At 40.8% G+C, this 23498-nt stretch carries 24 protein-coding genes and 1 tRNA gene; 13 read left to right on the forward strand and 12 right to left on the reverse strand.

The features are described from left to right. The first annotated feature begins 1 nt into the window (after position 1). Complete coding sequence (locus tag HOP08_08540; GenBank protein NOT74964.1) at positions 2 to 262, forward strand: hypothetical protein; 261 nt, start codon at positions 2 to 4, stop codon at positions 260 to 262. Between the two features lie 407 nt (positions 263 to 669). Here HOP08_08540 and HOP08_08545 read toward each other — a convergent pair whose 3' ends face one another. From HOP08_08545 to HOP08_08555, 3 genes are read right to left on the reverse strand one after another with little or no spacing between them, the layout of a single operon-like run. Next, positions 670 to 1185 (reverse strand): outer membrane beta-barrel protein, encoded by a 516-nt coding sequence (locus HOP08_08545; protein ID NOT74965.1) that lies wholly within the window; start codon positions 1183 to 1185, stop codon positions 670 to 672. Positions 1186 to 1239: 54 nt separating this feature from the next. Continuing rightward, the gene (locus HOP08_08550) at positions 1240 to 1644 is read right to left on the reverse strand and encodes a DoxX family protein (GenBank protein NOT74966.1); all 405 of its coding nucleotides are present in this window, start codon (positions 1642 to 1644) and stop codon (positions 1240 to 1242) included. Positions 1645 to 1677: 33 nt separating this feature from the next. Beyond that, positions 1678 to 2085, reverse strand: a complete 408-nt coding sequence (locus HOP08_08555; GenBank protein ID NOT74967.1) for a hypothetical protein — start codon at positions 2083 to 2085, stop codon at positions 1678 to 1680. A gap of 199 nt (positions 2086 to 2284) precedes the next feature. Between HOP08_08555 and HOP08_08560 the strand changes: the two genes are divergently transcribed. From HOP08_08560 to HOP08_08590, 7 genes are all read left to right on the forward strand, one after another. Continuing rightward, entirely contained in the window at positions 2285 to 4300 is a 2016-nt protein-coding gene (locus HOP08_08560; GenBank protein NOT74968.1) for a sensor histidine kinase, read from the forward strand. Next, a complete protein-coding gene (locus HOP08_08565; GenBank protein NOT74969.1) occupies positions 4287 to 4934 on the forward strand; it encodes a response regulator transcription factor in 648 nt (215 codons plus the stop codon). The genes HOP08_08560 and HOP08_08565 overlap by 14 nt, the downstream gene beginning before the upstream one ends. 95 nt (positions 4935 to 5029) lie before the next feature. Next, positions 5030 to 5620, forward strand: coding sequence for a Crp/Fnr family transcriptional regulator (locus HOP08_08570; GenBank protein NOT74970.1), 591 nt, complete (start codon positions 5030 to 5032; stop codon positions 5618 to 5620). A 195-nt stretch (positions 5621 to 5815) separates the two neighbouring features. After that, entirely contained in the window at positions 5816 to 6895 is a 1080-nt protein-coding gene (locus HOP08_08575; protein NOT74971.1) for a serine hydrolase, read from the forward strand. Positions 6896 to 7040: 145 nt separating this feature from the next. Continuing rightward, positions 7041 to 7667: a hypothetical protein gene (locus HOP08_08580; protein NOT74972.1), complete on the forward strand. Its 627-nt coding sequence runs from the start codon at positions 7041 to 7043 to the stop codon at positions 7665 to 7667. A gap of 104 nt (positions 7668 to 7771) precedes the next feature. Then, entirely contained in the window at positions 7772 to 8143 is a 372-nt protein-coding gene (locus HOP08_08585; protein ID NOT74973.1) for a hypothetical protein, read from the forward strand. A 116-nt stretch (positions 8144 to 8259) separates the two neighbouring features. Then, positions 8260 to 8886, forward strand: coding sequence for a hypothetical protein (locus tag HOP08_08590; GenBank protein ID NOT74974.1), 627 nt, complete (start codon positions 8260 to 8262; stop codon positions 8884 to 8886). 216 nt (positions 8887 to 9102) lie between these two features. Here HOP08_08590 and HOP08_08595 read toward each other — a convergent pair whose 3' ends face one another. The 4 genes from HOP08_08595 to HOP08_08610 form a co-directional block, all read right to left on the reverse strand. Next, positions 9103 to 9777 (reverse strand): hypothetical protein, encoded by a 675-nt coding sequence (locus HOP08_08595; protein ID NOT74975.1) that lies wholly within the window; start codon positions 9775 to 9777, stop codon positions 9103 to 9105. A 9-nt stretch (positions 9778 to 9786) separates the two neighbouring features. After that, positions 9787 to 10218: a hypothetical protein gene (locus HOP08_08600; protein NOT74976.1), complete on the reverse strand. Its 432-nt coding sequence runs from the start codon at positions 10216 to 10218 to the stop codon at positions 9787 to 9789. Between the two features lie 59 nt (positions 10219 to 10277). Next, positions 10278 to 11534 carry a site-specific integrase gene (locus HOP08_08605; GenBank protein ID NOT74977.1) on the reverse strand — a complete coding sequence of 419 codons (1257 nt, stop codon included), beginning with the start codon at positions 11532 to 11534 and terminating at the stop codon, positions 10278 to 10280. Between the two features lie 231 nt (positions 11535 to 11765). After that, positions 11766 to 11852: transfer RNA gene (locus tag HOP08_08610), tRNA-Ser, on the reverse strand. A 244-nt stretch (positions 11853 to 12096) separates the two neighbouring features. Here HOP08_08610 and HOP08_08615 point away from each other — a divergent pair. Both HOP08_08615 and HOP08_08620 read left to right on the forward strand, forming a co-directional pair. After that, complete coding sequence (locus HOP08_08615) at positions 12097 to 12447, forward strand: PadR family transcriptional regulator (protein ID NOT74978.1); 351 nt, start codon at positions 12097 to 12099, stop codon at positions 12445 to 12447. Then, positions 12437 to 15070: an FtsX-like permease family protein gene (locus tag HOP08_08620; protein ID NOT74979.1), complete on the forward strand. Its 2634-nt coding sequence runs from the start codon at positions 12437 to 12439 to the stop codon at positions 15068 to 15070. Before HOP08_08615 ends, HOP08_08620 begins: the two co-directional genes overlap by 11 nt. 17 nt (positions 15071 to 15087) lie before the next feature. Here the strand turns inward: HOP08_08620 and HOP08_08625 are convergent, their stop codons facing one another. Continuing rightward, positions 15088 to 15546: a DUF4268 domain-containing protein gene (locus HOP08_08625; GenBank protein NOT74980.1), complete on the reverse strand. Its 459-nt coding sequence runs from the start codon at positions 15544 to 15546 to the stop codon at positions 15088 to 15090. Between the two features lie 225 nt (positions 15547 to 15771). Between HOP08_08625 and HOP08_08630 the strand changes: the two genes are divergently transcribed. After that, positions 15772 to 18549: an insulinase family protein gene (locus HOP08_08630; GenBank protein ID NOT74981.1), complete on the forward strand. Its 2778-nt coding sequence runs from the start codon at positions 15772 to 15774 to the stop codon at positions 18547 to 18549. A 160-nt stretch (positions 18550 to 18709) separates the two neighbouring features. After that, complete coding sequence (locus HOP08_08635) at positions 18710 to 19135, forward strand: polyketide cyclase (GenBank protein ID NOT74982.1); 426 nt, start codon at positions 18710 to 18712, stop codon at positions 19133 to 19135. Positions 19136 to 19226: 91 nt separating this feature from the next. On the opposite strand, the gene HOP08_08640 is transcribed toward HOP08_08635, so the two are convergent. Then, the gene (locus HOP08_08640) at positions 19227 to 19730 is read right to left on the reverse strand and encodes a VOC family protein (protein ID NOT74983.1); all 504 of its coding nucleotides are present in this window, start codon (positions 19728 to 19730) and stop codon (positions 19227 to 19229) included. A 208-nt stretch (positions 19731 to 19938) separates the two neighbouring features. Here HOP08_08640 and HOP08_08645 point away from each other — a divergent pair, with 208 nt between their 5' ends. Beyond that, positions 19939 to 20925, forward strand: a complete 987-nt coding sequence (locus HOP08_08645; GenBank protein ID NOT74984.1) for a hypothetical protein — start codon at positions 19939 to 19941, stop codon at positions 20923 to 20925. 46 nt (positions 20926 to 20971) lie between these two features. On the opposite strand, the gene HOP08_08650 is transcribed toward HOP08_08645, so the two are convergent. The 3 genes from HOP08_08650 to mltG are packed head-to-tail and all read right to left on the reverse strand — an operon-like array spanning position 20972 to position 23472. Next, a complete protein-coding gene (locus HOP08_08650) occupies positions 20972 to 21991 on the reverse strand; it encodes a YihY/virulence factor BrkB family protein (GenBank protein ID NOT74985.1) in 1020 nt (339 codons plus the stop codon). A 15-nt stretch (positions 21992 to 22006) separates the two neighbouring features. Beyond that, positions 22007 to 22411, reverse strand: a complete 405-nt coding sequence (locus HOP08_08655; protein ID NOT74986.1) for an acyl-CoA thioesterase — start codon at positions 22409 to 22411, stop codon at positions 22007 to 22009. Continuing rightward, complete coding sequence (gene mltG / locus HOP08_08660) at positions 22411 to 23472, reverse strand: endolytic transglycosylase MltG (GenBank protein ID NOT74987.1); 1062 nt, start codon at positions 23470 to 23472, stop codon at positions 22411 to 22413. Before mltG ends, HOP08_08655 begins: the two co-directional genes overlap by 1 nt. Positions 23473 to 23498: the final 26 nt, after the last annotated feature.

Raw genomic sequence — 23498 nt, forward strand, 5'->3', positions numbered from 1 at the left:
ATTGATCAAGTCAATACCGGATGTTGATCATCTCCATCACCCGGTTATCGCCAAGGCCGGCTTTGCCGGACAGCTGGAAATGGATCAGCTCGTGCTGGACCTGCTGCAGGAAGTGATAAACATAATTTCGAATGATACACTGGAAGACGATCTGAATAAATCACTCATGCAGAATCACCTATTGAAAGGGCCAAACAGTTTATTCATGAAAATTTCATTTATGATATTTTTCTTTATGACATTTCAGAATACAGCTGCGTGAGCCCCTTTCATTTTAGCGGGCCTTTAAGAAATTCACGTCGTTTAGTCCGCATAAGTATTTACAAAAAGTATGACTCAAAGCATGGAGATTTATTATTAAAGGCCGGCTCGGCATCGATAGCAGAAATCTCCTACTAGTCAGGTTTTAATTCCACTGAGTATTTTGCGCCCGCTTTCAAACAAAAATACAGTATCAATCCAACTGAATACAGATCAAGGATCCCTCGACGCTAAAGAGACTTTAATTCTCCGTAGCGTTCAGTGTTACCAAAAACCATTTGAAAAGGTGTTCGACAAATAGCGAGAGCAGCGGATCGGCAAGTTCATCAACTGACCATCTTGATTACTTGTTTTGTGAAGCAAATTTTGACACTTTAACGGGAAGCTTTACGAAAATAAAAAGGTCTTTTACTGAAGTTTATAAGTGATTCCAATATTTCCACCCGATCCTGTTCCGCCTCCGATTTCAAGATTGACCGCCAGACGTTTTGTGAAAAAATAGCGCCCGCCAATCTGCGCGTCTACACCAAGTCCTGATCCCTCGCCGCTAAAACCAGAGCGACTCCCATTCAATGATACATCGGACCATAAATAGTATCCAATTGTCAGACCAGTATAGAGGTTCCATGGATCGGGCAGATTTAAAAGTTTGTTGAATTGATAGTTACCGTTGAAAGAAATAACCGTTAGAGACTGGTTGTAATTATTTCCAAAATACTTTTCCGTGTTTTTGCGGTATGAAACTCTGGGTCCAATAGTAATGGTTTCATGAATTCCAAAATCAGCGCCGATATACACAGGCACTCCAAAAGAAGAAAAGCCGAATCCGCCATTGAGTTGGCTTGCGCCTTTCGGTAGAGTGCCCTGTGCGATGACCGTTAGAGAAAGTAAAACACAAAAAGTGACGAGGGTTGACTTCAACATAGATATGGTTGGACGATTGATAAAATATGAAACTTGTTAATTGGAAAGTGCCGGCTAGCGGATGATCTTCTGATGCACCCCCTTTGGAAACATAATATATAGAAGGACGGCAATCAGCACAAAATTGTATTCTACGCCGTTCCTTCCGCCCCCCACCACAAACCAGCCTTCTCTACCATGAACCAGAATAATGCCCATGATCAGAATCGAAATAGTGATAATGCATGCGAGTTTAATGTAACGGTTGCTAACAAGAAGAATAGCACATATTATATGTGATATCTTGACCGCCCAAGCAATGGGAACACCGAGAGGCGAAAATCCGATCTGATTTAGAAATAGATTCCCGAATGCATTAACACCACCATCGATCATTCCCGGAATGCCGTGGCTCAGAAGAACGATGGCAATCGTGATGCGCAGTAATAGAGTAGCTTGAGCGTCACTTGTTGAGTTCATGTCAAATGTTTTACCGTTTGATTAATGATAGGTCTAAGGGAACACATATGCCAACGATGGCAATAGAAGGACTTGATTTGAGTCGACCGTCGCGCTACCGGTTTTTACAACTTTGTTATCTGAATAAATGTTGATACTCACGGTTTGACCGGGAACATTGCTAAGACTAACGTCTCCGTTGCCACCGAACCCAATTCCGCCAACCGAGTTTTCATACGCCACTTCCATCGTCCACGGCAAGCGGATGTCTGAAAATGCCTGCGTGCCACCATTGGCCAACGTGTAGACGACCGTCATTTTTCCGGTGTACGTTCCTTTTAGCTCGTACCTGATATTTCGGGATTTATTCGGAGTTACTTCGTTATCGTTCTTGCAGGAAGCCATGCAAAAACCAAGAACTATCGTGAGGAAGGTGACAGAAAACATCAAAGATCGTATCATAAGATATATTTATTAAGTATCAGTAAACTTTAAGGGAAAGCTTTGCAAAACTAGATGGAGGCGCGTTTCCCTTCAATCGCATCCGATCAGTAATTTCTTCTACTGGTTTCCGGGTATTTTTTTTCACAACCCGAAAGTTCCCCGAATTGATGTGCTACTTTCGCGATTTATTCCAATGATTGCACAGGACTGCCGGAAAATGAGATTCGTATTCATCGCCGTTTCATTTCTATTGGCCCAGGTCCACGGTCATTGCCAGATTTTGTATTCAAAGGGAGATCCAGATCTGGTTTACATCGAACAGCTTGAACGAGAAATAAGTGAAACGACTTGGGACAGTATTAAAGCCTATAATTCTTTTAAACTTTCGGTTCGCTTCATGTTGCTGAACGACACCATAAAGGCAAAGAAATACTTTTCAAATGCGATGGATCTCAGTGATCGTAATCCTTTCATGAAGGCAGTCTCTTATTACTATAAGGCCCGTTCGATGTTTGTCAATGATGACCGCGCGGCAATCAATCGCAATCTGATGATCTGTGATTCTTTGCTTGCAGTTTTTGAACATACGGAAGCCTATAAGGTTCGATCAAATGTCTGGCAGAATTATGCTCACCTTCAGCAACTAATTGGCAACGATAGCATCGCCATGAATGCTCTTCTGAGCAAGGCATTACCCTTTGCAAAAAAATCTGGCGATCTGCTCGTACTGGGAAGGGTAAACAGGGACATCGCTACGTTTCTCATGAATGCCGATCAACGGAAAAAAGCGCAAGTGTACCTGAACAATACAGCTATCTTGATCGAAAATTCAGAAGAGGACCGGGGTGGAATCGCTACAGAGCTAGTGCTGACCTATATTATGATGGCTGAGAACTATGTGAATCTCAACATGTACGATTCCGCGAAGCTTCAACTTGATAAGGCCAAACCTATGTTAAATGAAAAGACGGGCGCCGTTACCATTCATATGGACTACCGGTATGCAGAAGGAATTTACTATGATAAAATCAAGCAATTTGCAAAGGCTTTAGAGAGTTTTAAGAAAGGCCTTGATTTTCCGGGAGCAAGACAGTCGCCATATTTTCAGAACCGGTTGAAATATGCAAAATATAAGACACTGTCAAATATGAAGGATTATAAAACCGCCGTAAGCGTGCTTCTGGATCTGGACAGTGCCTCTCTATTTGATAAAGACCGCAAACTTTTTTGCCAGGAGCTGTACAAAACATACTTTAAAATGGGTAATATCCGGGAAGCGTATCGGTGGTCGATGCGATACATTGAAGTAAGCGACAGTCTGTACGAAAAAAAGTACCAGAATGATGTCGTTGAGATGGAGGCAAAATTTCAGAACTCAGAAAATCAGAATAGGATTTTTTTGCTGCAAGTCGAAAAGGACAAAGCTGTCCTTACCTCAGCAAATGATCGCCTTCTCGTGTGGGCATTGGCTGGGGTCAGCTTATCGCTTGCCATTGGTTTCATATTTGGGTTTCAATATTTCACAAACAGCAAAAAACTTTCACGCGAGCGTGAGTTAAATTATCAGCAGCAATTAAAGGAAGTGGAACAACAGCGAAAGATGCAGTTCACACAAGCCTTGCTGGAAGGAGAGGAAAAAGAAAGGAAACGCCTGGCAGGTGACCTGCACGATGGGTTAGGCGGTATGCTGGCGGGAGTCAAAATTAATCTTTCGCGCCTTGCCAACAGCGCAGAGCCAACAGCGATGAACATTGATCTTAATAAAGTGATCTATCAACTTGATAATTCTGTGAATGAGTTGCGACGCATTGCCCGCAACATGATGCCTCAATCGTTGATAAGCCTTGGGCTTGAATCTGCTTTGAGTGACATGTGTATCTCATTGAGTAGCGAAATGACCCTGGTAGAATTTGAATCTTTCGAGATCGCCCCTTCCCTTTCAAAGGAAACACAAGTGACAATATACCGCATTGTACAAGAATTGCTCACCAACGCCGTTCGTCATGCAGGTGCATCGGAAATCATGCTTCAATGCAGCCAAAACGAAAGCGCATTCTTTATAACGATTGAAGATAATGGAAGAGGATTTGATACTGAGGCAGTAAATCATACTAAAGGTATGGGTCTTCAAAACGTCCAAACCAGAATTGACTACCTGAACGGAAAGATGGTGATCAATTCAACACCGGGGAATGGAACTACCATAAACATTGAACTTCATGTCGGGGCGTGATAAAGCAATCATCATTGCTATTGTGGAAGATCACCCGATCGTGGCTGAGGGGCTACAAAAAATTCTGGCAAGAGAATTTAGTGTTACGGAATTCCTGCAGTTCACGTCCGGACAGGAATTCATTCGCGTTTTAAAACAGCCGGGCCAATCGATCGATCTGACGTTCCTGGATATTACTTTGCCTGAAGGCAGCGGTATTGAACTCTGCAGCGAAATCAAAAAGATTACTCCGGGAATGCCTGTACTAGCATTCAGCAACCATAATCAGCGGAGCATTATCATGCAAATGCTGCAGCAAGGAGCAAGCGGATATTTGTTAAAGAATGCTTCTGCCGAGGAACTTATTCAGTGCACGAGAGGCGCTTTGAAAGGAGAGCTGACTTTCAGTAAAGAGGTAAGGGATATTATTTCAATGCAATCAGGCTCTCAGTGGGCAACGGTACCGCGACTGACCCGGAGAGAGAAGGAAATCCTGCGGATGATTGCTGATGGAAAAACCAGTAACGAAATAGCAGCCGAACTTTTTGTAAGTCCCTTGACCATAGAAACTCATCGAAGGAATCTTATGCAGAAATTTCACTCAAAAAATGTGGCCGAACTGATTAAAATGGCGACCGAGGGTCAGTTTCTGTGACATTATGCTGATTTCATTAAGATCAACAAAATGGGAAAATAAATGGATAGAGAATAGAAAGAGTTTATTGATAGCTACATGTAAAAACTAAAACAATGCAAGATTTATTATTTGACTTTATATCAAAATACGTTTCTCTGACAGACGAGGAGAGGAACGCGATCGTGTCGCTGGACATATTTCGCTCCGTAAAGAAAGGGACGATTTTACTCAACGAGGGACAAATATCGAAGGACAGCTACTTTGTCCTAAAAGGATGCCTACGGAAATATTACATCATCGATGAAGAAGAAAAAACCACAGCTTTCTTTACAGAAATGGATGCCTTGACACCTCATTGTGTAACAAGCAGCACTCCATCCGAATATTATATAGGCTGCATAGAAGATACTATACTCCTTATCTCCGATTCCGATATGGAAGCAGAGATAAACGGTAAATTTCCAAAGTTTGAAACTATGTGCAAAATGTTAGCCGAAGAGCTTTTAGCTAAGCAACAGCTAGACTTTGACGAGTTTAAGACTTCTTCACCCGAACAACGTTATTTGAATTTATCTCAGTCCCGACCAGACCTTGTTCAGCGTGTGCCACAGCACCAGTTAGCGAGCTACTTAGGTATCAAACCTCAATCATTAAGTAGGTTAAGAGCAAGAATTCTTGAAAAAGAGCTAAAACGTGTTTCTTAATTTAAGTGAATGAGTTATTGTAGTTAGCCAATCTACTTTTCCAGTACATCAATAATTAAGAGTTGGGTACTCCATTGGGCGCTCAATAACAGATGCGGCTGATGCTGGAGGAACGTCCACCTTCTTTGCACTGATAATACCTTTTAATATCAACCCGCCTGAATTTGTGATAACGAGGCCGATAAATACTAAGAAATGAAAAAATTAACGACAATAATATTTCTATTCCTTGTGACAATAAGCTTTGGGCAAAAGACTCGTCAATTTGCTGACTCAATCCATAGTGTTTACAATATTCCGGAAATAAGCTACGCAGCAATCGATTCCAAGTCAATCTTAGAAATTGCTGCACTGGGAAAGCATTCCATTGACCTGCCAGACGCGGCAACATTAAATGACAGGTTTCACATTGGTTCAAATACTAAAGCAATGACGGCATTTATCATCGCCAAATATGTAGAAATTGGAAAATTAAAATGGACAACAAAATTCTTTGACTTATTTCCTGCTTGGAAAGAAAAAAGTAGGACTGATTATGAAAATATTACTTTACAAGATTTGCTCGCACACAAATCAGGGGTACAGCCATTTCAAGGAGAAGGCGATCCAAAAGTACCTGACTTTAAAGGAACAAATCAGGAGAAGAGAAACCAATTTGGACAGTTAGTATTGACATTAGAACCTGTAAAACTTGACGAACAGAGCCTCTTCATTTATTCAAATGCAGGATATACGTTGGCTACATTAATGTTAGAAAAGGCATCTGGTAAAAGTTGGGAACAATTGGTTGAAAAGGTATTCAACAAAGATTTAAAGTTAAATGTAAAATTCTCATGGCCCGAAAATCAAAAACAAGAAGATACATGGGGGCACAACTCAGAGAATGATAAACTTATTCCCGTTCCATCAACAGTTGATTATCATTTGGACTTCACGGAACCAGCAGGTGATATAAATATAAAGTTGAAGGACTACATCAAATTTATTCAATTGAATTTACGAGGTCTTAGTGGGGAAAATAACTATCTGAAAGCCTCCACCTATCAATTCATACACAAGGGAATTGAAAACTATTCGATGGGTTGGTTTAATATATTCGAAAATGGAAAGGAACTTTCAGTGCATGCGGGAACAGCAGGAACATATTATACCATAGTGCATATAGACAGATTGAAAGGCAACGCTTATATAATTTTTACAAACTCCTTTAACACGGCTACCCAGCAAGGAGTAAAGCAATTGATGAAAAAACTTAAGGAAAATTATGGTAGCTAATAATGGCCTTCTCGTTGCGTTAGTTAACAGCATTTAGTAGCAAGAGAGGAAATGGCCTGAGCGGAAAAGGTGTTTCTTAACTTAAGTGAACGAGTTATTGTAGTTCGCTAATCTACTTTTGCAGTATCGTTTGAAATGAAAAGAAATGCAAAAGAAAATTCTATTGATTGGTTTTGTCTTACTGATAATAAGTGCGATAAAACTCCAGGCTCAACATGCTAAAAGAGACAGCACTTACAAGCGTTGGTTTGTTGGGAGTACGCTGTTGATGTTAGGAAATTTCGTTCCTAACGACCCCAATGCACCCGATTTTATACAAATAAATGTAGGCTATAGAATAACACCTAAAAATGTTGTTTTCTTAGAACTTAAAAGATCCAAGTTTACTTGGCCGTTAGGTATCCCTTGGGGGCCATCATTTGATGCACCGGGAGAAAACTATCCGGGATATGTGTGCCAAAATGTAATTGGATTAGCATACAATCGTTTTTGGTGGAAAGGGTTATATACAGGTGTCCATGCAATGAATGCTTTTCAAAAATATATGGATGAGAACAACGAGAAGATTACCGATGGATATACATTGTTCATGACCTACCGTCTGGGCTACCAGCTTAAATTTTTTAAAAACCGTTTCTTTTTTGAACCATCAATTGGCTTAACGCATTGGCCTGTAAAAACGAATACACCAGAATCTTTTAAGCTAAAGGAAAACAAATGGCCCAGCTACTTTGGATTTGAACCCGGGCTTCACTTTGGATTCAACTTTTAGCATTCCTATTGGAGTAATTGCCAGACCCGTTTGACCAGATAAGCAAGCTTGCATTCAGGAGCTAAGTTTTAATATATTCTATAAAATAAGTAACCAACTACTAAATGAAAAACATCGTCATCTATTCATGCCTATTATTCCTCGCATTATTTCTTAATTCATGTGGTATCAACACTGCCGTTGTTGCTAACCTCAATCAAAACGCCACGGAGGTACACTTAGGCAGCAGCAATTTCAAGGTAGTTGATCAGATAAACGGAAGTGCTGAGGTGTCGTATGTATTTGCAATTGGCGGCATTAATAAAAGGCAACTATACGAAAACGCGTATTCAGCGATGATGAAGAAAGCCAACTTACTGAACGCCTCCAAAGCTGTAATCAACGTGATGACAGAGGAACACATAAGTGGGTTTGCCCCATTCTTTGTCAAAAGAACAATAACGGTGAGTGCCCAAGTAGTTGAATTTACGAGGTAAGTTCAAAGAAATGGGCTACGGATTATTTTTGGGATTGGCTTATTTATTAACCTAAATAAGTTATTTACTATACTTTACCAATTTAAGCTTGCAGTATCGTTTAACAAAAAAAGGACATGCAAAAGAAAATTTTATTCGTTGGTTTTTTATTAATGATGACAGGTCCGCTTCAAACTAAAGCGCAATATGCCAAAACAGACAGCACTTACAAACGGTGGTTCGTTGGCAGCACTATATTTGTATTGGGTAATTTTGCCACCACAAACAGTCCCGAATTTGCTCAACTCAATTTAGGCTATCGTGTCACAGGTGAAGATGTAATTACATTAGAACTAAAAACCTGGAAATATGCCTGGCCGAATGGTATTCACCCATTTTTTAATAAATCATACGGAAAGGTAGAAGAAGAATTTCCAGGGTATATTCGTGAGTATGGCTTTTCAGTGGCTTACCAACGATTTTTGTGGAAAGGTTTATTCGTCGAACTTAATGTAATGCCTACTTGGCAGGATTTTGTGAACTACAAAAGCAAAAAATTTGACAACGGTTTTCAGATTTTCAACACATACCGTATTGGTTATCACTTCAAACTTTTTAAAGACAGATTTTTTATTCAACCATCAATTGCCATTACCCATCGTGCATATCACACAGAAATGCCTGATGGGTTTAAACAGTTGGATGATAAATGGCCTAAATTCATCATCGGAGAACCGGGACTTCATTTTGGATACAATTTCTAAAACTCGAAAAACTTCCTCCGCATCTCCAGATCACTTCAAAAAATATAATTCTGTGATAAAGCCAATAGTGTATCATAGCATTGAAGAAAAGAAAATACTTGAAAGGAAGTTAATGGCAGCTATGCCGTGGAAGAAACGAGTGTTAGTATCAAATGCTCTGATGAAGATTTTTTTCATCTCTGGAAAGAAAGCGCGTCAGAAAAAATTAATACAATCTTAAAGCCTTCTTCCTCGTTTTCTTTTGGGTAGTTCCTCAGTTTTCGTACTTCGCGTTTGCTTTATTTTTATATCAACCGCCAGATTTTCCAGACTTTGCTTAAAATGTTGATTAAACCAGGAGATGCTAATATCAAATACCAAAAGAGCTCTTGCATTTTTGTCAAAGCTTGCAACCAATGCTGGCCTGACAGTTGAATTGAAAAATGAGTTGGTGGCAAAAAATGAAAGATTGTTTTTTACCCCTTTAATTCCTTCGTAAAAATTGAAGTAAATTGTTTCCAGTGGGATATCATGTCCGCCAAGACTGACCCGTGTCTTTACGCGTGATGCTGCAATAGTTGGATTATCTAAACCAAGATAGATAAGATTGACGTCGTAGCCCTTTTCTTTAAATTGATTTGCCAGATCCATCGTCAGACCTGATGAAAAATTTGTTTCGAATGCAAAATCCTTTCCTTCTGACATGGCAGTATCCCTGGCTTTTTCCAATGCCACAGGAACTCCACCTTTCAATCTTTCTGGATCAATGTCTGGATATTGCTTGCAAAGCTGTTCAAAAACCAGATCGCCATTGAAGATCGAAACATCAGCGGGAACAAGTGCGCGACCTAATGTTGTTTTTCCTGCACCATTAGGACCGGCTATAATAAAGAACCGAAGCTCCTTAGCCATAAGATATTGTTACTTAGCCAATAGGTATGACCAGTAACCAGCCCCTGACGAAACAAGGTTCTTTATGAGCGTGTATTCTCCTTTGGTTGCGTCAAAATTTACGAGGTCTTCTGAACCATCCGGATTGGCACGTATGAATTGCGTTAGATCCGTGCTGCGACCATCTTTGTAAAACATTGGAATGCCCTTGCTAAAAGCGTCAGCGTATAATTTATCTGTAATTTTTTGAACCTCGGCTTCCGTCTCTGTCACAGTACGTCCGCTCGAAAGTATTGTTTCGTTTTTCAAGTCAACGACCTGTTGGGTATTTAGAAGATCTTCAATGATGCCGAAGAGTTCGGTGTCATTCTTTAATGATCTCTTTACCGCATTCAATTCCTCGACAGGAATAACCAGCCCCGAAAGAATTCCTGATTTATTTTTTAAGACTTTAACCTTCATTGAATGAACCATCTTATTTACAAATTTAAGTATTTTGAATTAGACATTTATGTCACGATTTAAGCCGGTATTGCTGTTTCCGGCTGTAATGCAAGCTTACTTCTCAACGTCATCATGTCGTCACTTACCTTTCTGTCAAGGATTTTGGCGTAGTGCTGTGTTGTTTTAAGATTTCTGTGGCCTAGCATCTTAGAAACACTTTCAATAGGCACTCCATTTGTGAGCGTAACAGTCGTTGCAAAAGTGTGCCTGGCACAATGGAAGGTCAACTCCTTGTTAATCCCCAACACGCCAGTGATCTCTTTTAAATAAGAGTTCATTTTCTGATTGCTTAAGATGGGTAGCGCAAGATCTTCGTTAATATATTTTATGTTGCCGTCGTATTTCATTATGATGTCAAGTGCAATTGGAAGTAAAGGAATTCTCGATGCAGTATCTGTTTTTTGCCTTTTTGTAGAAATCCATTTTTCACCATCAATGCCAACAATAATCTCTGTGCGTTTTAGTTTTTTAATGTCGGCATAGGCCAATCCCGTGAAGCAACTGAAAATAAAAATATCTTTAACAACGTCCAGCCGTTTGCTGGAGAACTGTTTCTTATAGATCAACTCGATTTCTTCTTTGGATAGATACTCTCTGGTAATTTCTTTTTTACTCATCTTATATCCAATGAATGGATCACGTTGAAGCCATCCATTCTTCATGCAGATATGAATGATCTTTTTAAGGTTGCTGACGTATTTGATAGAAGTGTTGTGACTGCAATTTCTTACAGTCTTCAACCAGAACTCAAATTCAGTTGCGAACTCGTATGAAAGTTCGTTTATCTCAATGTCTGAGGTCTTGAATTTCCATTGTATAAATGATTCGGTATGACTCAAGACGGTTTCGTATCGTTCAAGTGTTCCTGGTGAGAAATCTTTATTGACTAATTCTGCAACTTGTTTGTTATGATAACGGAACACCTCTATAAGCATTTTTGACTTTTCGGTCTTGCCGTCAATTTTCTCTCGTAGCGCACCGACTGTGATAGGCTCATTATTGGCGATCAATTGACGCTGCGCTTCGTAGACTCGTCCCTGAAGAGTGTCAAGGTGCGCATTGAGCGCCCTGGCATCTTCCTTGGTTCCGATGGCCCTCTCTGCTTCACCGTTCCATCGTAGGGGATTCCACTTTCTCTGTGTTGAGATCTCAGTTCGCTCACACCCTACACTTATTCTCATGTAGATAGGCAAAGCATTTTTCACAAAGGTCCTTGGCTTCTTGAAATAGAACAGCACACTGAATCGATTCATAACGTTTTTGTTTAAATGCATTTATAAAACTATAAGTGCAGTTACTTGCTTTCAAGATGTTCACCCTTTGAACCGGTTGAAAGTCAATTCGTTAGAAGAAATCTGGTGAGTCTTTTTTTGGCTTTCTGAGTACTCACCTGATCACTCACCAATGGAACGCTATTGGTTGAATAATTTGATATGCCCCAGAAATGCAAAAAGCCTGAAATCTTTCGATTTGCAGGCTTTTGTCTTGTTTGATACTGTTATCAGCAGAGGAGGAGGGATTCGAACCCCCGGAACCCGTGAAGGTTCTCCGGTTTTCAAGACCGGTGCAATAAACCGCTCTACCACTCCTCTGTTTCTCTTCCAAAACCTCCGGTTTATTAAGGTTCTGGCCATATTTTCTAAATACGGATTGCAAAAATAGCGCTTTGTTTTAATCCGGCAAAAAAGGCTTTGGTTCTTTTTACCAACTCATACACGGGCACTCTCCGTTCAGATCCGTACATCACTCCATCCCCATCATTCCAAAACAACTGCATTTGCTGCTTATAATTTCTGGCACAATTATTAATCCTACATTTAGAGTAAAATATTCTCCATGAAAAAATATCAGCTCGGCGAGTTCGAGGAAGTCGTCATTCTCACCATTGGAATACTGAACAACGAAGCATACAGTGTTTCTATCAAGGATGAAATCGAATCACGACTTTCACGATCCGTCAGCATGGGTGCTCTTCATACCGCTCTCAAAAGACTGGAAGATAAAGGCTACCTCAAATCATACGCCGGTGAGGCAACGGAAGAAAGAGCCGGCAGACCCAAACGATATTTTGAGATCACTGCCATGGGAAAGAAGGCCATGCAGTATTCTAAAGAAACCCGCGATGAACTCTGGCGCGCGATTCCGAAAACAATTTTTCAAATGAACAGGCTGAACTATGAATCATAAGTCAGATCAGTCTCCGCCGGATATCTTCCTCAGGTTCTTCCGATGGTACTGTCATCCCAGGATGCAGGATTACATTGAAGGTGATCTCGTGGAGGTGCATCAACGTCGGATCAGGAAGTCAGGCAAAAGAAAAGCAGATATCCGATTCATCATCGACGTGCTCATGCTCTTCAGACCCGGCATCATCCGGCCAACGCAAACAAATATCAATCTAAACAACTATAGCATGTTCAGAAGCTACTTTAAAATTGGATGGAGAAACCTCGTTCGGAATAAAGGATACGCATTTATAAATATCGCAGGCCTGGCACTCAGCATGACGTGTGGTATTCTCATTTTCACATTTGTAAAGCTTCACCTGAGCTTCGACAATTTTCATAAAGACTCAGACAGGGTTTACAGAATTGTGACTGAGCTCCATCGTGATGATATCGCCTACCGAAGCAATGTCCCCTCTCCTCTTGGAGAAGCTTTTCGCAATGACTACACTTTTGGTGAAATCGTCGGTCGTGTCTATACCGAACGCGATGTACTGATTACATTAAGAGAGAAGGATGAAATATCCAGATTTAATGAAGCCGATGGTATTGCATTTACAGAACCTGCCTTCTTCGACATTTTTAATTTTCCATTGCTGCAGGGTGACAAAAGATCAGTATTAACAGAGCCCAACACTGCGATCATTACTGAAACAACCGCACGAAAATACTTCGGCGATGAAGATCCGATTGGTAAAACATTCTGGCTGGCAAACCTTACTCCCTTTACTGTGACCGGTATCCTCAAAGACTTTCCTGAGAACACAGATTTAAAGGCGGGAATGTTTGTCTCATGGTCTACACTCAAGACATACCTGCCAAGCTTTACGGATAATCGTGGCTGGGGAGGCATACGCGATGGCATGAAATGCTACACGCTTCTTCGCCCAAATGTTTCTATTGAGCAGGTTGAAAGCATCATGCCTGCTTATGTAAAGCAGCATCGCCCGACAAGCAAGAATGTTCATCATTACAAACTTCAGTCACTGGCTGATGTTCACTTCAATGCAAACTATGGCGGCGCAATGGAAAAACAGAATCTCTGGATTCTCTCTATCATCGGAGTATTTCTTATTGCCACAGCTTGTGTGAATTTCATTAACCTGGCAACCGCGCAGGCATTAAAACGCTCAAAAGAAGTTGGTGTCAGAAAGGTTTTAGGAAGTCTCAAAACCCAACTCTTCTGGCAGTTCATTTTTGAAACTGCGATCATTTCAGCGATAGGAATTACGGGAGCCTTTGTTCTTTCCTTCATGGTCATGCCTTATGCGAATGGTCTTTTTAATATCAACATGTCATTCAATCCATTCACGGATAGCATGCTGATCTATTTCATTCTTACGCTTGGAGTGGTGGTGACTTTCCTGGCGGGCTATTATCCTGCTCTGGTGCTTGCACAATTTCAACCCGTAACTGCATTGAAGGGAAAACTTACACAACACAATGTCGGTGGATTCAATACACGTCGTTCGCTGATCGTTTCTCAGTTTGCCATCTCTCAGGTTCTTATCATTGGGATGATTGTAGTGATTGATCAAATGCGATATGCACAGGAGTCTGACCTAGGATTTGACAAAGATGCAATCGTAATGGTTGCAACCGGGCGTGATCCAAAAGGAATCAATAGCAGGGAAGCTATAAAAAATGAAATCTCAAGAATACCAGGGGTTGAGAAGATCTCACTTTGCTTTACTGCGCCCGCGTCTGAAGATGACTGGGGTAACTCTATCATGTTCAATAATAGTTCCGAAGAAGTCAATTTCAGAACCAGCATCAAGTCTGCCGATGCCGATTACCTTTCAACATTTGGTTTGGAGTTGGCCGCAGGAAGAAATTTATCTCCTTCTGATACTGTGAGAGAAATGCTTGTTAATGAAGCCATGATCCGCAAGCTTGATCTCAAATCTCCTGAAGATGCTATCGGAAAGATAATTGCAGCAGATGGTGGTAGTATGACCGCTCCTATCGTTGGGGTTGTTGAAAATTTTCATGACAAATCCTTTCATGAAGAAATAAGTCCAATCCTCATCACTACTAACACTGAAGATTATGAAAGCTTCGCCGTAAAGTTAAATCTTGGGCAAGCACAATCAGTGTTACAGGAGATAGAAAAGATATGGACACAACAACATCCTGATCAGATCTTTCAATATGAATTTCTGGATGAAAGCATTGCAGAATTTTATAAAGCCGAGGCAACGATGCTCACATTAATTAAGACATTCTCATTCATTTCGATTTTCATCGGGTGTCTTGGCTTATATGGATTGGTGTCGTTCATGGTCACACAAAAATCCAAGGAGATCGGTGTACGCAAAGTGCTTGGCGGCAGCGTCGCTAATATCCTCTGGCTTTTCTGGAAAGAGTTTGCGCGTTTGGTCGTGATTGCATTCCTGATTGCTGCTCCTCTCGGGTGGTGGTTAATGAACACGTGGTTGCAAAACTTCCAGTTTCAAATTCAGATCGGCGTTTGGGTATTTCTGCTGGCGATTGGATTCTCTATAACCGTTGCCCTATTGACGGTCAGTTACCAGGTCATGAAGGCGGCACTCACAAACCCAGTTATGTCGCTGAGAATGGAGTAAGGCGGGACGAGGAGAAATCATCTGAGTTCTTCAAAGCCATACTTTCCATTCTCCCAAAACTGATCCAGTGCAATGATCCGTGGTTTAAAGAATGAGATCAGCTCAGGCCACTGATCTTTGTTGAATACCGAAGTATTGGGAAGCTCTTTATATATTCTACTGATCACTTTACCATTAACGTCAATATGAAGTTGCCAATCCCATTCTTCATAAAGTGCAGCATGAAGAATGCTTTTCATTTCTTTGAATTGTTGAAAATATAGTTCCTGTATTTCAGGATCACTATGCTCAATTGAAATGTAGATGGCAGCGGAGTTCTGTTCAACATTCATCCGGAAATACACATCCTTTATACCCGTATGATAATTTATCCAGTTTACCCTGACTCCCTCAGAAGAAGGTACCGGAACCATATACTTACCGAAAACGGTCCAGAATTCCTGTCGGATTCGGGAAGTCTCTTCACGATTGAACATGGTTAATATTAGTTCAATAAATTAAAACGAGGAAAAATTCAAATAAAAACAGACAGCAAAACTTTTTTTCATTTGCGATCATCTTCTTTTTATTCCGGTAATGTTGACTTGATTTTTCAGAATGTATTCTGAAGAAATCTTAATGACATTGCAATGTATTTTTTTTACTAGCTTGTACACTCTTACGTCGCACGATTAAATTATTAATCAACAAAAACCAACTTTATGCGTTTAAAAACAATTCTATTGCTTTTCGCAATGGCATGCATGCTGCCCGCTATTGCGCAAAAAAAGGATAAGCCAAAAGCAGGTCCGGAAGCATCCAAAATGGAAAACAAACCAGCACTGGGTGCTCCTGTCAAGTACACTTCTGTTGAAGGTATTACAGAATACCGGCTTCAGAATGGATTGCGGGTTTTAATGTTTCCTGACAATTCAAAACAAACCATCACTGTAAACATTACTTACATGGTTGGTTCAAAGCATGAAAACTACGGTGAGACCGGTATGGCTCACTTGCTCGAGCATCTTGTTTTTAAAGGAACTCCAAAACATCCGAACATTCCCCAGGAATTAACTGCACACGGTGCTCAGCCTAATGGAACTACATGGACTGACCGCACAAATTATTTTGAGACGTTCAATGCAACGGAAGAAAACCTGAGATGGGCGCTTGACCTCGAGGCCGATCGTATGATCAACTCTTACATTGCCAAAAAAGATCTTGACAGTGAAATGACTGTTGTTCGTAATGAATTTGAATCGGGCGAAAATAGTCCTGCACGTGTATTAAATGAACGCATCACTTCAACCGCGTTCCTGTGGCACAACTATGGCAAATCAACAATCGGATCAAGAGCTGATCTTGAAAATGTGCCAATCGAACGTCTTCAGGCTTTCTATAAAAAACATTATCAACCAGATAATGCTGTTCTTACCGTAGCTGGAAAATTTGATGAAGCAAAGACCATTGAAATGGTGAATCAGTATTTCGGTACGACACCAAAACCAATGCGCCAAATTGAATCAACCTATACAGTAGATCCAACACAGGACGGTGAGCGTTCAGTAGTATTGAAACGCGTTGGTGATGTGCAGGTAGTAAGCACTGCGTATCACATTCCGGCAGGATCACATCCTGATTATGCTGCTATCCAGGTACTGGCAAGAATCCTTGCAAGCCCTCCTTCCGGTCGTCTTGATAAAGCATTGATCGATACAAAAAAAGCAAGTATTGTCTACGCCTACAGTTACCAGTTCAAAGAACCAAGCTTAATGTTCGCCACTGCAGAGGTGCTGAAAGAAAAATCTCTGGATGATGTAAAGAACACCATGATCAAAACACTGGATGAATTTGCAAACACTCCTCCAACAAAAGAAGAGGTAGAAAGAGCTAAGAATGAGATCATCAAACAAATTGAACTTGCTTTCAACTCATCCACCAACGTTGCATTAACACTCAGCACATACATCGGTATGGGCGACTGGAGAATGTTGTTCCTGACACGCGATCGCATAAAGACTGTAACACCGGAAGATGTTTTGCGTGTAGCAGCGACTTATCTTAAACCAGACAATCGTACTACCGGAGTATTCATTCCAACAGAGAAACCAAGTCGTTCTGAAATACCTGCGATTCCCGATGTGGATGCAATGGTAAAAGATTATAAAGGAAACGCTGCCGTAGCATCCGGCGAAGCATTTGATCCAGCTCCTGCCAACATTGAATCAAGAACAACCAAGACAGAGCTTCCTAATGGTATGAAGCTTGCTCTTCTTCCAAAAAAGACACGCGGTGAATCTGTTGAAGGTCGCATCACGTTGCGTTTTGGTGATGAAAAGTCATTAGCAAATAAAGGAACCGCCGCAGAGTATGCAGCAGCTCTTTTAAACAAAGGAACATCCAAGCATACACGTCAGCAGATCAAGGATGAATTCGATCGTCTGAAAGCAAATGTTTTTATCGGAGGTTCCGCTAATCAGGCTTTTATAAACATCACTACCACCCGTCCTAATCTGATGGAGGCAATGAAGCTTGTGGTGGAAGTACTGAAAGATCCAATCTTCCCAGCAGACGAGTTTGAAAAATATAAAAACGAGCAGCTTGCGCAGATCGAGGCCAACCGCAGCGAACCTCAGGCAATTGCCTTTGTTAAGATTCAAAGACATATGAATCCATGGCCAAAGAGTGATCCACGCTACACCTCTACTTTTGACGAGGACGTTGCTGATATCAAAGCTCTGACATTGGATGAAGTAAAGAAATTCTATAAGGATTTCTACGGAGCTTCCAGTGCGACCATGTCTATGGTTGGAGACTTTGATGCTACAGAGGTCAAAAACTTTGTAACACAATCATTCGGCATGTGGAAAAATCCTCAGCCTTTCTCACGATTACCTGGAAAGGTATTCCCTGTCACTACTGCAAATGAGTCAACTGAAACACCTGATAAGGCAAATGCCTTCTTCGTGGCTGGTTATGTGTTTGATCTGAGAGATGACAATGCTGATTACCCTGCGTTGGTACTTGGCAATTACATGCTGGGTGGTGGATTTCTGAATTCAAGACTTGCTGTTCGCATTCGTCAGAAAGAAGGACTAAGCTATGGCGTGGGTTCACAGTTTACCGCAAGCTCATTGGATGCTGTTGCCAACTTCCAGGCATTTGCAATCTATGCTCCAGAAAATGTGGTGAAGCTGGAAGCAGCATTTAAAGATGAAATGACTAAACTGGTTACTGATGGCTTTACAGCTGAAGAGGTTACCGCAGCCAAATCAGGCTGGACACAAAATCGTTCTGTCAATCGTTCACAGGATGGTGGCCTTGCCGGAACTTTAAACAACTATCTCTATGTCAAGCGCGATCTTATGTGGGATGAAAGTCTTGAAAAGAAAGTAATGGATTTGACACCTGAGCAGGTAAATGCTGCTATGAAAAAATGGATCAACTATGACAAGATCAATATTTTCAAGGCAGGAGATTTTGCAAAAATCAAGAAGTAACGACCAGCGTCAGAAAATAAAAAGAGAAGAGCCTTGGGAAACCAGGGCTCTTTTTTTTGTCGCAATTGACCCTCTATTTCGTCGCTTTGAACCAAATAAACCTCAAATTCAATTGATATGTTTGTATGGTAAACGAGGAACAAAACATAAAAAACATATTATGGAAACAACATCAAAAAATGCAATTACTGTAGAGGCAACCGTGAAAGCACCGGTAGAAAAAGTTTGGAAATTGTGGTCGGAACCAAATCATATTATGAAATGGAATAGCGCCTCCGATGACTGGCATACTCCAGCGGCAGAGAATGATCTGCGCACAAATGGAAAATTTAAATCAACTATGGCCGCACGTGATGGCAGCATGAGCTTTGATTTTGAAGGAGTGTACTCCAATGTAGTTCCTCATAAAGTGATTGAATATGGAATGGGTGACGGAAGAAAAGTAAAGGTGACATTCGCTTCCAATGGAAATGAAACAAAGGTTGTAGAAACTTTTGATCCGGAATCAATCAACTCCGTAGAAATGCAGCGCGGTGGATGGCAGGCAATATTAAATAGTTTCAAGAAATACGCGGAAGCGAATTAAGGAAGAGATTGAATAGATGAAAGCCGATTCTCAAAGAGATTCAGCTTTCATCTATTCAATTAAAAAGAGTTGCTTTAAATTATCAGCAATACTAACTTTTTCCATTAAACGCATCTTCCAGTTTCGCAATATTCATCTTTTTCATTTTCATAAAAGCCTCTGTGACACGATCAACTTTCTTCTGATCTTTGTCGGCCATCATTTCATCAAGAATTGCCGGTGATACCTGCCACGATAATCCGAATTTATCTTTTAGCCAACCACATTGCTGTGAATCTTTATCGCCACCCGGGGTAAGCTTATCCCAGTAGTAATCAATTTCCTCCTGGTTCTTGCAGCTTACTATGAAAGAGATGGATTCATTGAATTTAAAAAGCGGCCCTCCGTTGAGGGCGAGAAATTTCTGTCCTTCGATTTCAAACTCAACTGTCATTACAGAGCCCTCCGGCATTTTGTGCTGATCATATCCTGCTTTACTGTAATATGAAATCCTGCCAAGTTTTGAATTCTTAAAAATAGAGACATAATACTTTGCCGCTTCTTCTGCCTGTTTCTCAAACCAAAGATTTGGAGTTATTTTTTGAATCGTTGCCATGTTAGTCTGGTTTATGTTAATACTAGTACTGGGGATTCTGATCTACATTTTCATGACATTTCTTTCATCCATAAAGGATTCAAAACATAATTGAATCTCACTTATTGAAACGTTATGACCCCTAATACTCTCACAAAAGTTGCGCCATGACCCAGCTACGGTCTTTTATTTTATAATTAATATCTTTAACCTATTCATTAAACACCCTATGAGAAAGATTCTTGCTTTGATCCTGTTTGGCATTTCGATAACTGTGCTGTATGCTCAGCCTGTGCCGTATCGCAATGTGGTTCCTGTAAATATTGAAGAGATTCAATATCCGAATCGCATGGGCAATACCACGTCTTCACAACCTCAAAAGGGAACTGTTAAATTGAAGGACGGGTCTTCTGTCTCCGGTAAAATTACTTTCTTCAAAAAGAAAGAAGTTTTCGAAAGAGTAAAGGTCAACACCGGAGAAGACAAAAAAGAGATCCTGGCAACAGATATTACCAGCATCATGTTGGATCCAAAAATCTATGAGGGCAAGTATCCCAATGACTTCAAAAAACCTGAGAAGAATTTTCAACGTGGATACATCGTTCTTCCAACAGGAGCAAAAGTTACTGGCAAGGTCGCTCAATTGAGAGACTTCTCTGATTATGATTTCTTTGTATATAATATAATGTTTCTCCCTGATGGCTCAGAAGTAGCATCTTCGTTCAAGGGCGGTCGAATTGCAGAGTTTGGTCAGGAAATAAATGGAACCATGCAGGTGTGGGACGGATATGTTGATGGCTATCTCCTTAGGATGACAGACGGTCGCTATAGATTGAGCCGCAATCCTTATTCAAAAACAAAAAATGAATTCTTCACCTCATTAAAAAACAGTGTGACCGATTCATTGGCTAAAGGTGCGGCACAGGCAGCCTTAACCAAGAGTATTCAGGATGGACAAAATTTAAATGAGTCAATTGAGAATTCAGTCAATGCAGGATCTGCGGTGAGTGAAGTTCTCGGTCAGGTGGAGATCAACAAAAAAGAGTATCTGATTTTTGATACAAAGAATAACACAGTCGTGTCTGTAACAAAAGATGCGTTTCCTGGATACGCTCAAAGTCTTCTGCAGAATTGTAATGCTTCGATCTCTAAAGATCTGATGACATGGGACAAGGCCGTTGAGTTTTTCAATGCATTGAATGCCGCCTGCAAGTAGCCGGATTTTAAACTAAAAATAAAAGAGACTTACATCAGTCTCTTTTTTATGCCTTATCAGCTTTTGCTGTTCTGGGTTTCAATCTCTTCTTCTCACGCTTATGCTGTTCAATAGCTTCCAGCTTTTGTCCGTAGTGAAGACTTGCGTTAATCTCATAGCCAAATAATAAAACCACTGTGAGGAGTTGTATCCACACCATCAACGCTATCAGTGCACCGATGGAACCATAGACTTTATTATAGCTCCCGAAATTTGTGATGTAAAAAGAAAAGCCATAGGAAATCGCAAGGCAGGTAAGTGTGGCAATAAAAGATCCAATGGAAAAGAATTTCCAATTGTAATGTACGGCAGGTCCCCAGTAGTAAATGAACGATACAGCAAAAAAGAATACAATAAAGATGACGATAAAGCGAAGGCTGAAAAGTCCATATAAAGACAGTGTATCCATCTTCATATTGCTATAGTCTGACAATTGATGGGTGACTCTGTCAAGAGCAACCTGTCCTATGATTAACAAGAACACCGCTAAGAAGAGAACGATCGCTAATAATAATGTAAGGCCGGTTGCCGTAAGCCTCATGCGAATGAACCCACGATTCTCAACCGTTTTGTAACAGGCATTGAAAGACCGCATCAAGGCCATCATTCCGTTGGTTGCCAGGTAAAGTGCAAATACAAAACCAAAGGTCAGAAGTCCGCCACGTTGTTTGCTTAAGATATCAGTAACGGTGCCTGATACTACCTCATACATGCTGGAGGGCATATAATCACTCAAGAATAACATGATTCCGTCCGTAGTAATCGCGGGAAAATATGTTGATATATATGGTATCAGCGTGAAGAGGAAGATGATGGTTGGAAAAATCGCCAGGATAAAATTATAAGCAACGCCATTAGCGCGATCCATTATCTCATCTTCCTGAATATTGAATAGAAATATCTTGAAGAATTTGTAGAGAGAAAGATGATGATTGCCTCTCCCCTTGATCTTTATTTTTTTTAGCCATGTCCGGCTGGTGCGGGCGGACGGGACTTGTAAGATGCGTTTGCGGTAACTGTACTTCATACTTCCGCCTGCAAGTTAGAAATAAGGGGCTAATACTGTCTGGAAGGCTTCCGGCGGACGACATGGGCGGCCGGTTCGCTGGTTGACAAACGCGAGGAGTGTTTCGCCTTTATGTATGAGTTTCTGTTGCTCGTTGAATATCTCATAATGAAACCGGATCCTGACGGAGGGTTTTTCAGGAATTGTTACGATTACCTTAAGCAATTCATCATACAGCGCAGGAGCCAGAAACTCAGAATGATTCTCCAGCACAGGCATGATAATTCCCATCGCTTCCATCTCTTTATAAGTGAGGCCTAACTGACGAAGCGCTTCTACCCTTGCTACTTCATAGTAAGAAGCGTAGTTACCATAATACACATACTGCATCTGGTCTGTCTCGCTGTAACGCACCCGGATGAGAGTCTCGGTTTTGTACATTACTTGTTCTTCTTTCTTAATGCCGCACCCTTTTTTATTTCAATGGTCAGAGCGTTTTGATATTTCGTAGCGTTTATATTATGCTCACGAAGGTTGGTAGCAAAGTTATGATAGCCTGAAAAATCTTCACGGGCACACATATATATGTATTTACTTTTCTCATAGTTGAGTACCGCATCCAGATTTGATATATCGGGCATGTTGATTGGCCCTGGAGGAAGTCCCGCGTACTTATAAGTGTTGTATTTTGAATCAACTTCTTTGTGAACATTCAACACACGCTTGATTGCAAAATCACCAAGAGCATATTTCAAAGTTGGATCAGCCTGCAGAGGGATATCTGCTTTCAATCGGTTAATATAAAGTCCGGCTACTCTGGGGGCTTCGTCTACTTTGATTGTTTCGGCCTGAACAATGGATGCGAGAATTGAAACTTCAATTGGCTTCATTCCAATAGCAACTGCTTTTGCTTTTCTTTCTGCAGTCCAGAATTTTACATACTCCTGATGCATGCGCTCAACTAAATCGGCAGGCACGACATTAAAATAAACCTGATAAGTATTGGGGATGAACATGGAAAGGATGTTGGCATCCGTGAATCCTTCCTTATTGGTTGAAATAAAATCCTCCAAAGCATCTTCAAACTCTTCTTCTGAAACTCCTGTGTCTTTTGTTATCTTTTCATAAAGTTCCGGCAGCAATCTTACATTCGTGAAAGTCACATTGATCGGCTCACGTCTTCCACCCATCAGCGCATTGATCGCTGCGAGATTGGTCATGTTATGACGAAGCATGTATCGTCCTGGCTGAATCTTTCTGTCAAAGTTTTTTAGTCTTGCCAGAAAACTGAATGAGACCATATCATTTACAACTCTTTGTTCACCAAGATCTTTCAGCACCTGACGATAACTTGTTCCGGAGCTAATGACAAACAAGCGATCTGTTCCGTCCACCAGAATATTAGGTGTATAGACAATCTGATAGAAGTAAAAGGAGAATGATATGAGAAGCATGGAGCCGACCAGATATGCCGCCAGCTTTATTTTAGGTATTTTTTCCATCGGGGATCAAAAATAGTGAAAGTAGG

The sequence above is a fragment of the Cyclobacteriaceae bacterium genome (assembly GCA_013141055.1).
Taxonomy (GTDB): domain Bacteria; phylum Bacteroidota; class Bacteroidia; order Cytophagales; family Cyclobacteriaceae; genus ELB16-189.

Coding starts and splice junctions, on each gene's coding strand:
- HOP08_08555 (NOT74967.1), bottom strand. CDS start 2,085: ATGATACGATCTTTGATGTTTTCTGTCACCTTCCTCACGATAGTTCTT.
- HOP08_08605 (NOT74977.1), bottom strand. CDS start 11,534: ATGCATTTAAACAAAAACGTTATGAATCGATTCAGTGTGCTGTTCTAT.
- HOP08_08630 (NOT74981.1), top strand. CDS start 15,772: ATGCGTTTAAAAACAATTCTATTGCTTTTCGCAATGGCATGCATGCTG.
- HOP08_08625 (NOT74980.1), bottom strand. CDS start 15,546: ATGTTCAATCGTGAAGAGACTTCCCGAATCCGACAGGAATTCTGGACC.
- mltG (NOT74987.1), bottom strand. CDS start 23,472: ATGGAAAAAATACCTAAAATAAAGCTGGCGGCATATCTGGTCGGCTCC.
- HOP08_08560 (NOT74968.1), top strand. CDS start 2,285: ATGAGATTCGTATTCATCGCCGTTTCATTTCTATTGGCCCAGGTCCAC.
- HOP08_08575 (NOT74971.1), top strand. CDS start 5,816: ATGAAAAAATTAACGACAATAATATTTCTATTCCTTGTGACAATAAGC.
- HOP08_08590 (NOT74974.1), top strand. CDS start 8,260: ATGCAAAAGAAAATTTTATTCGTTGGTTTTTTATTAATGATGACAGGT.
- HOP08_08640 (NOT74983.1), bottom strand. CDS start 19,730: ATGGCAACGATTCAAAAAATAACTCCAAATCTTTGGTTTGAGAAACAG.
- HOP08_08595 (NOT74975.1), bottom strand. CDS start 9,777: ATGGCTAAGGAGCTTCGGTTCTTTATTATAGCCGGTCCTAATGGTGCA.
- HOP08_08570 (NOT74970.1), top strand. CDS start 5,030: ATGCAAGATTTATTATTTGACTTTATATCAAAATACGTTTCTCTGACA.
- HOP08_08585 (NOT74973.1), top strand. CDS start 7,772: ATGAAAAACATCGTCATCTATTCATGCCTATTATTCCTCGCATTATTT.
- HOP08_08545 (NOT74965.1), bottom strand. CDS start 1,185: ATGTTGAAGTCAACCCTCGTCACTTTTTGTGTTTTACTTTCTCTAACG.
- HOP08_08580 (NOT74972.1), top strand. CDS start 7,041: ATGCAAAAGAAAATTCTATTGATTGGTTTTGTCTTACTGATAATAAGT.
- HOP08_08655 (NOT74986.1), bottom strand. CDS start 22,411: ATGTACAAAACCGAGACTCTCATCCGGGTGCGTTACAGCGAGACAGAC.
- HOP08_08565 (NOT74969.1), top strand. CDS start 4,287: ATGTCGGGGCGTGATAAAGCAATCATCATTGCTATTGTGGAAGATCAC.
- HOP08_08615 (NOT74978.1), top strand. CDS start 12,097: ATGAAAAAATATCAGCTCGGCGAGTTCGAGGAAGTCGTCATTCTCACC.
- HOP08_08650 (NOT74985.1), bottom strand. CDS start 21,991: ATGAAGTACAGTTACCGCAAACGCATCTTACAAGTCCCGTCCGCCCGC.
- HOP08_08645 (NOT74984.1), top strand. CDS start 19,939: ATGAGAAAGATTCTTGCTTTGATCCTGTTTGGCATTTCGATAACTGTG.
- HOP08_08550 (NOT74966.1), bottom strand. CDS start 1,644: ATGAACTCAACAAGTGACGCTCAAGCTACTCTATTACTGCGCATCACG.
- HOP08_08620 (NOT74979.1), top strand. CDS start 12,437: ATGAATCATAAGTCAGATCAGTCTCCGCCGGATATCTTCCTCAGGTTC.
- HOP08_08635 (NOT74982.1), top strand. CDS start 18,710: ATGGAAACAACATCAAAAAATGCAATTACTGTAGAGGCAACCGTGAAA.
- HOP08_08600 (NOT74976.1), bottom strand. CDS start 10,218: ATGAAGGTTAAAGTCTTAAAAAATAAATCAGGAATTCTTTCGGGGCTG.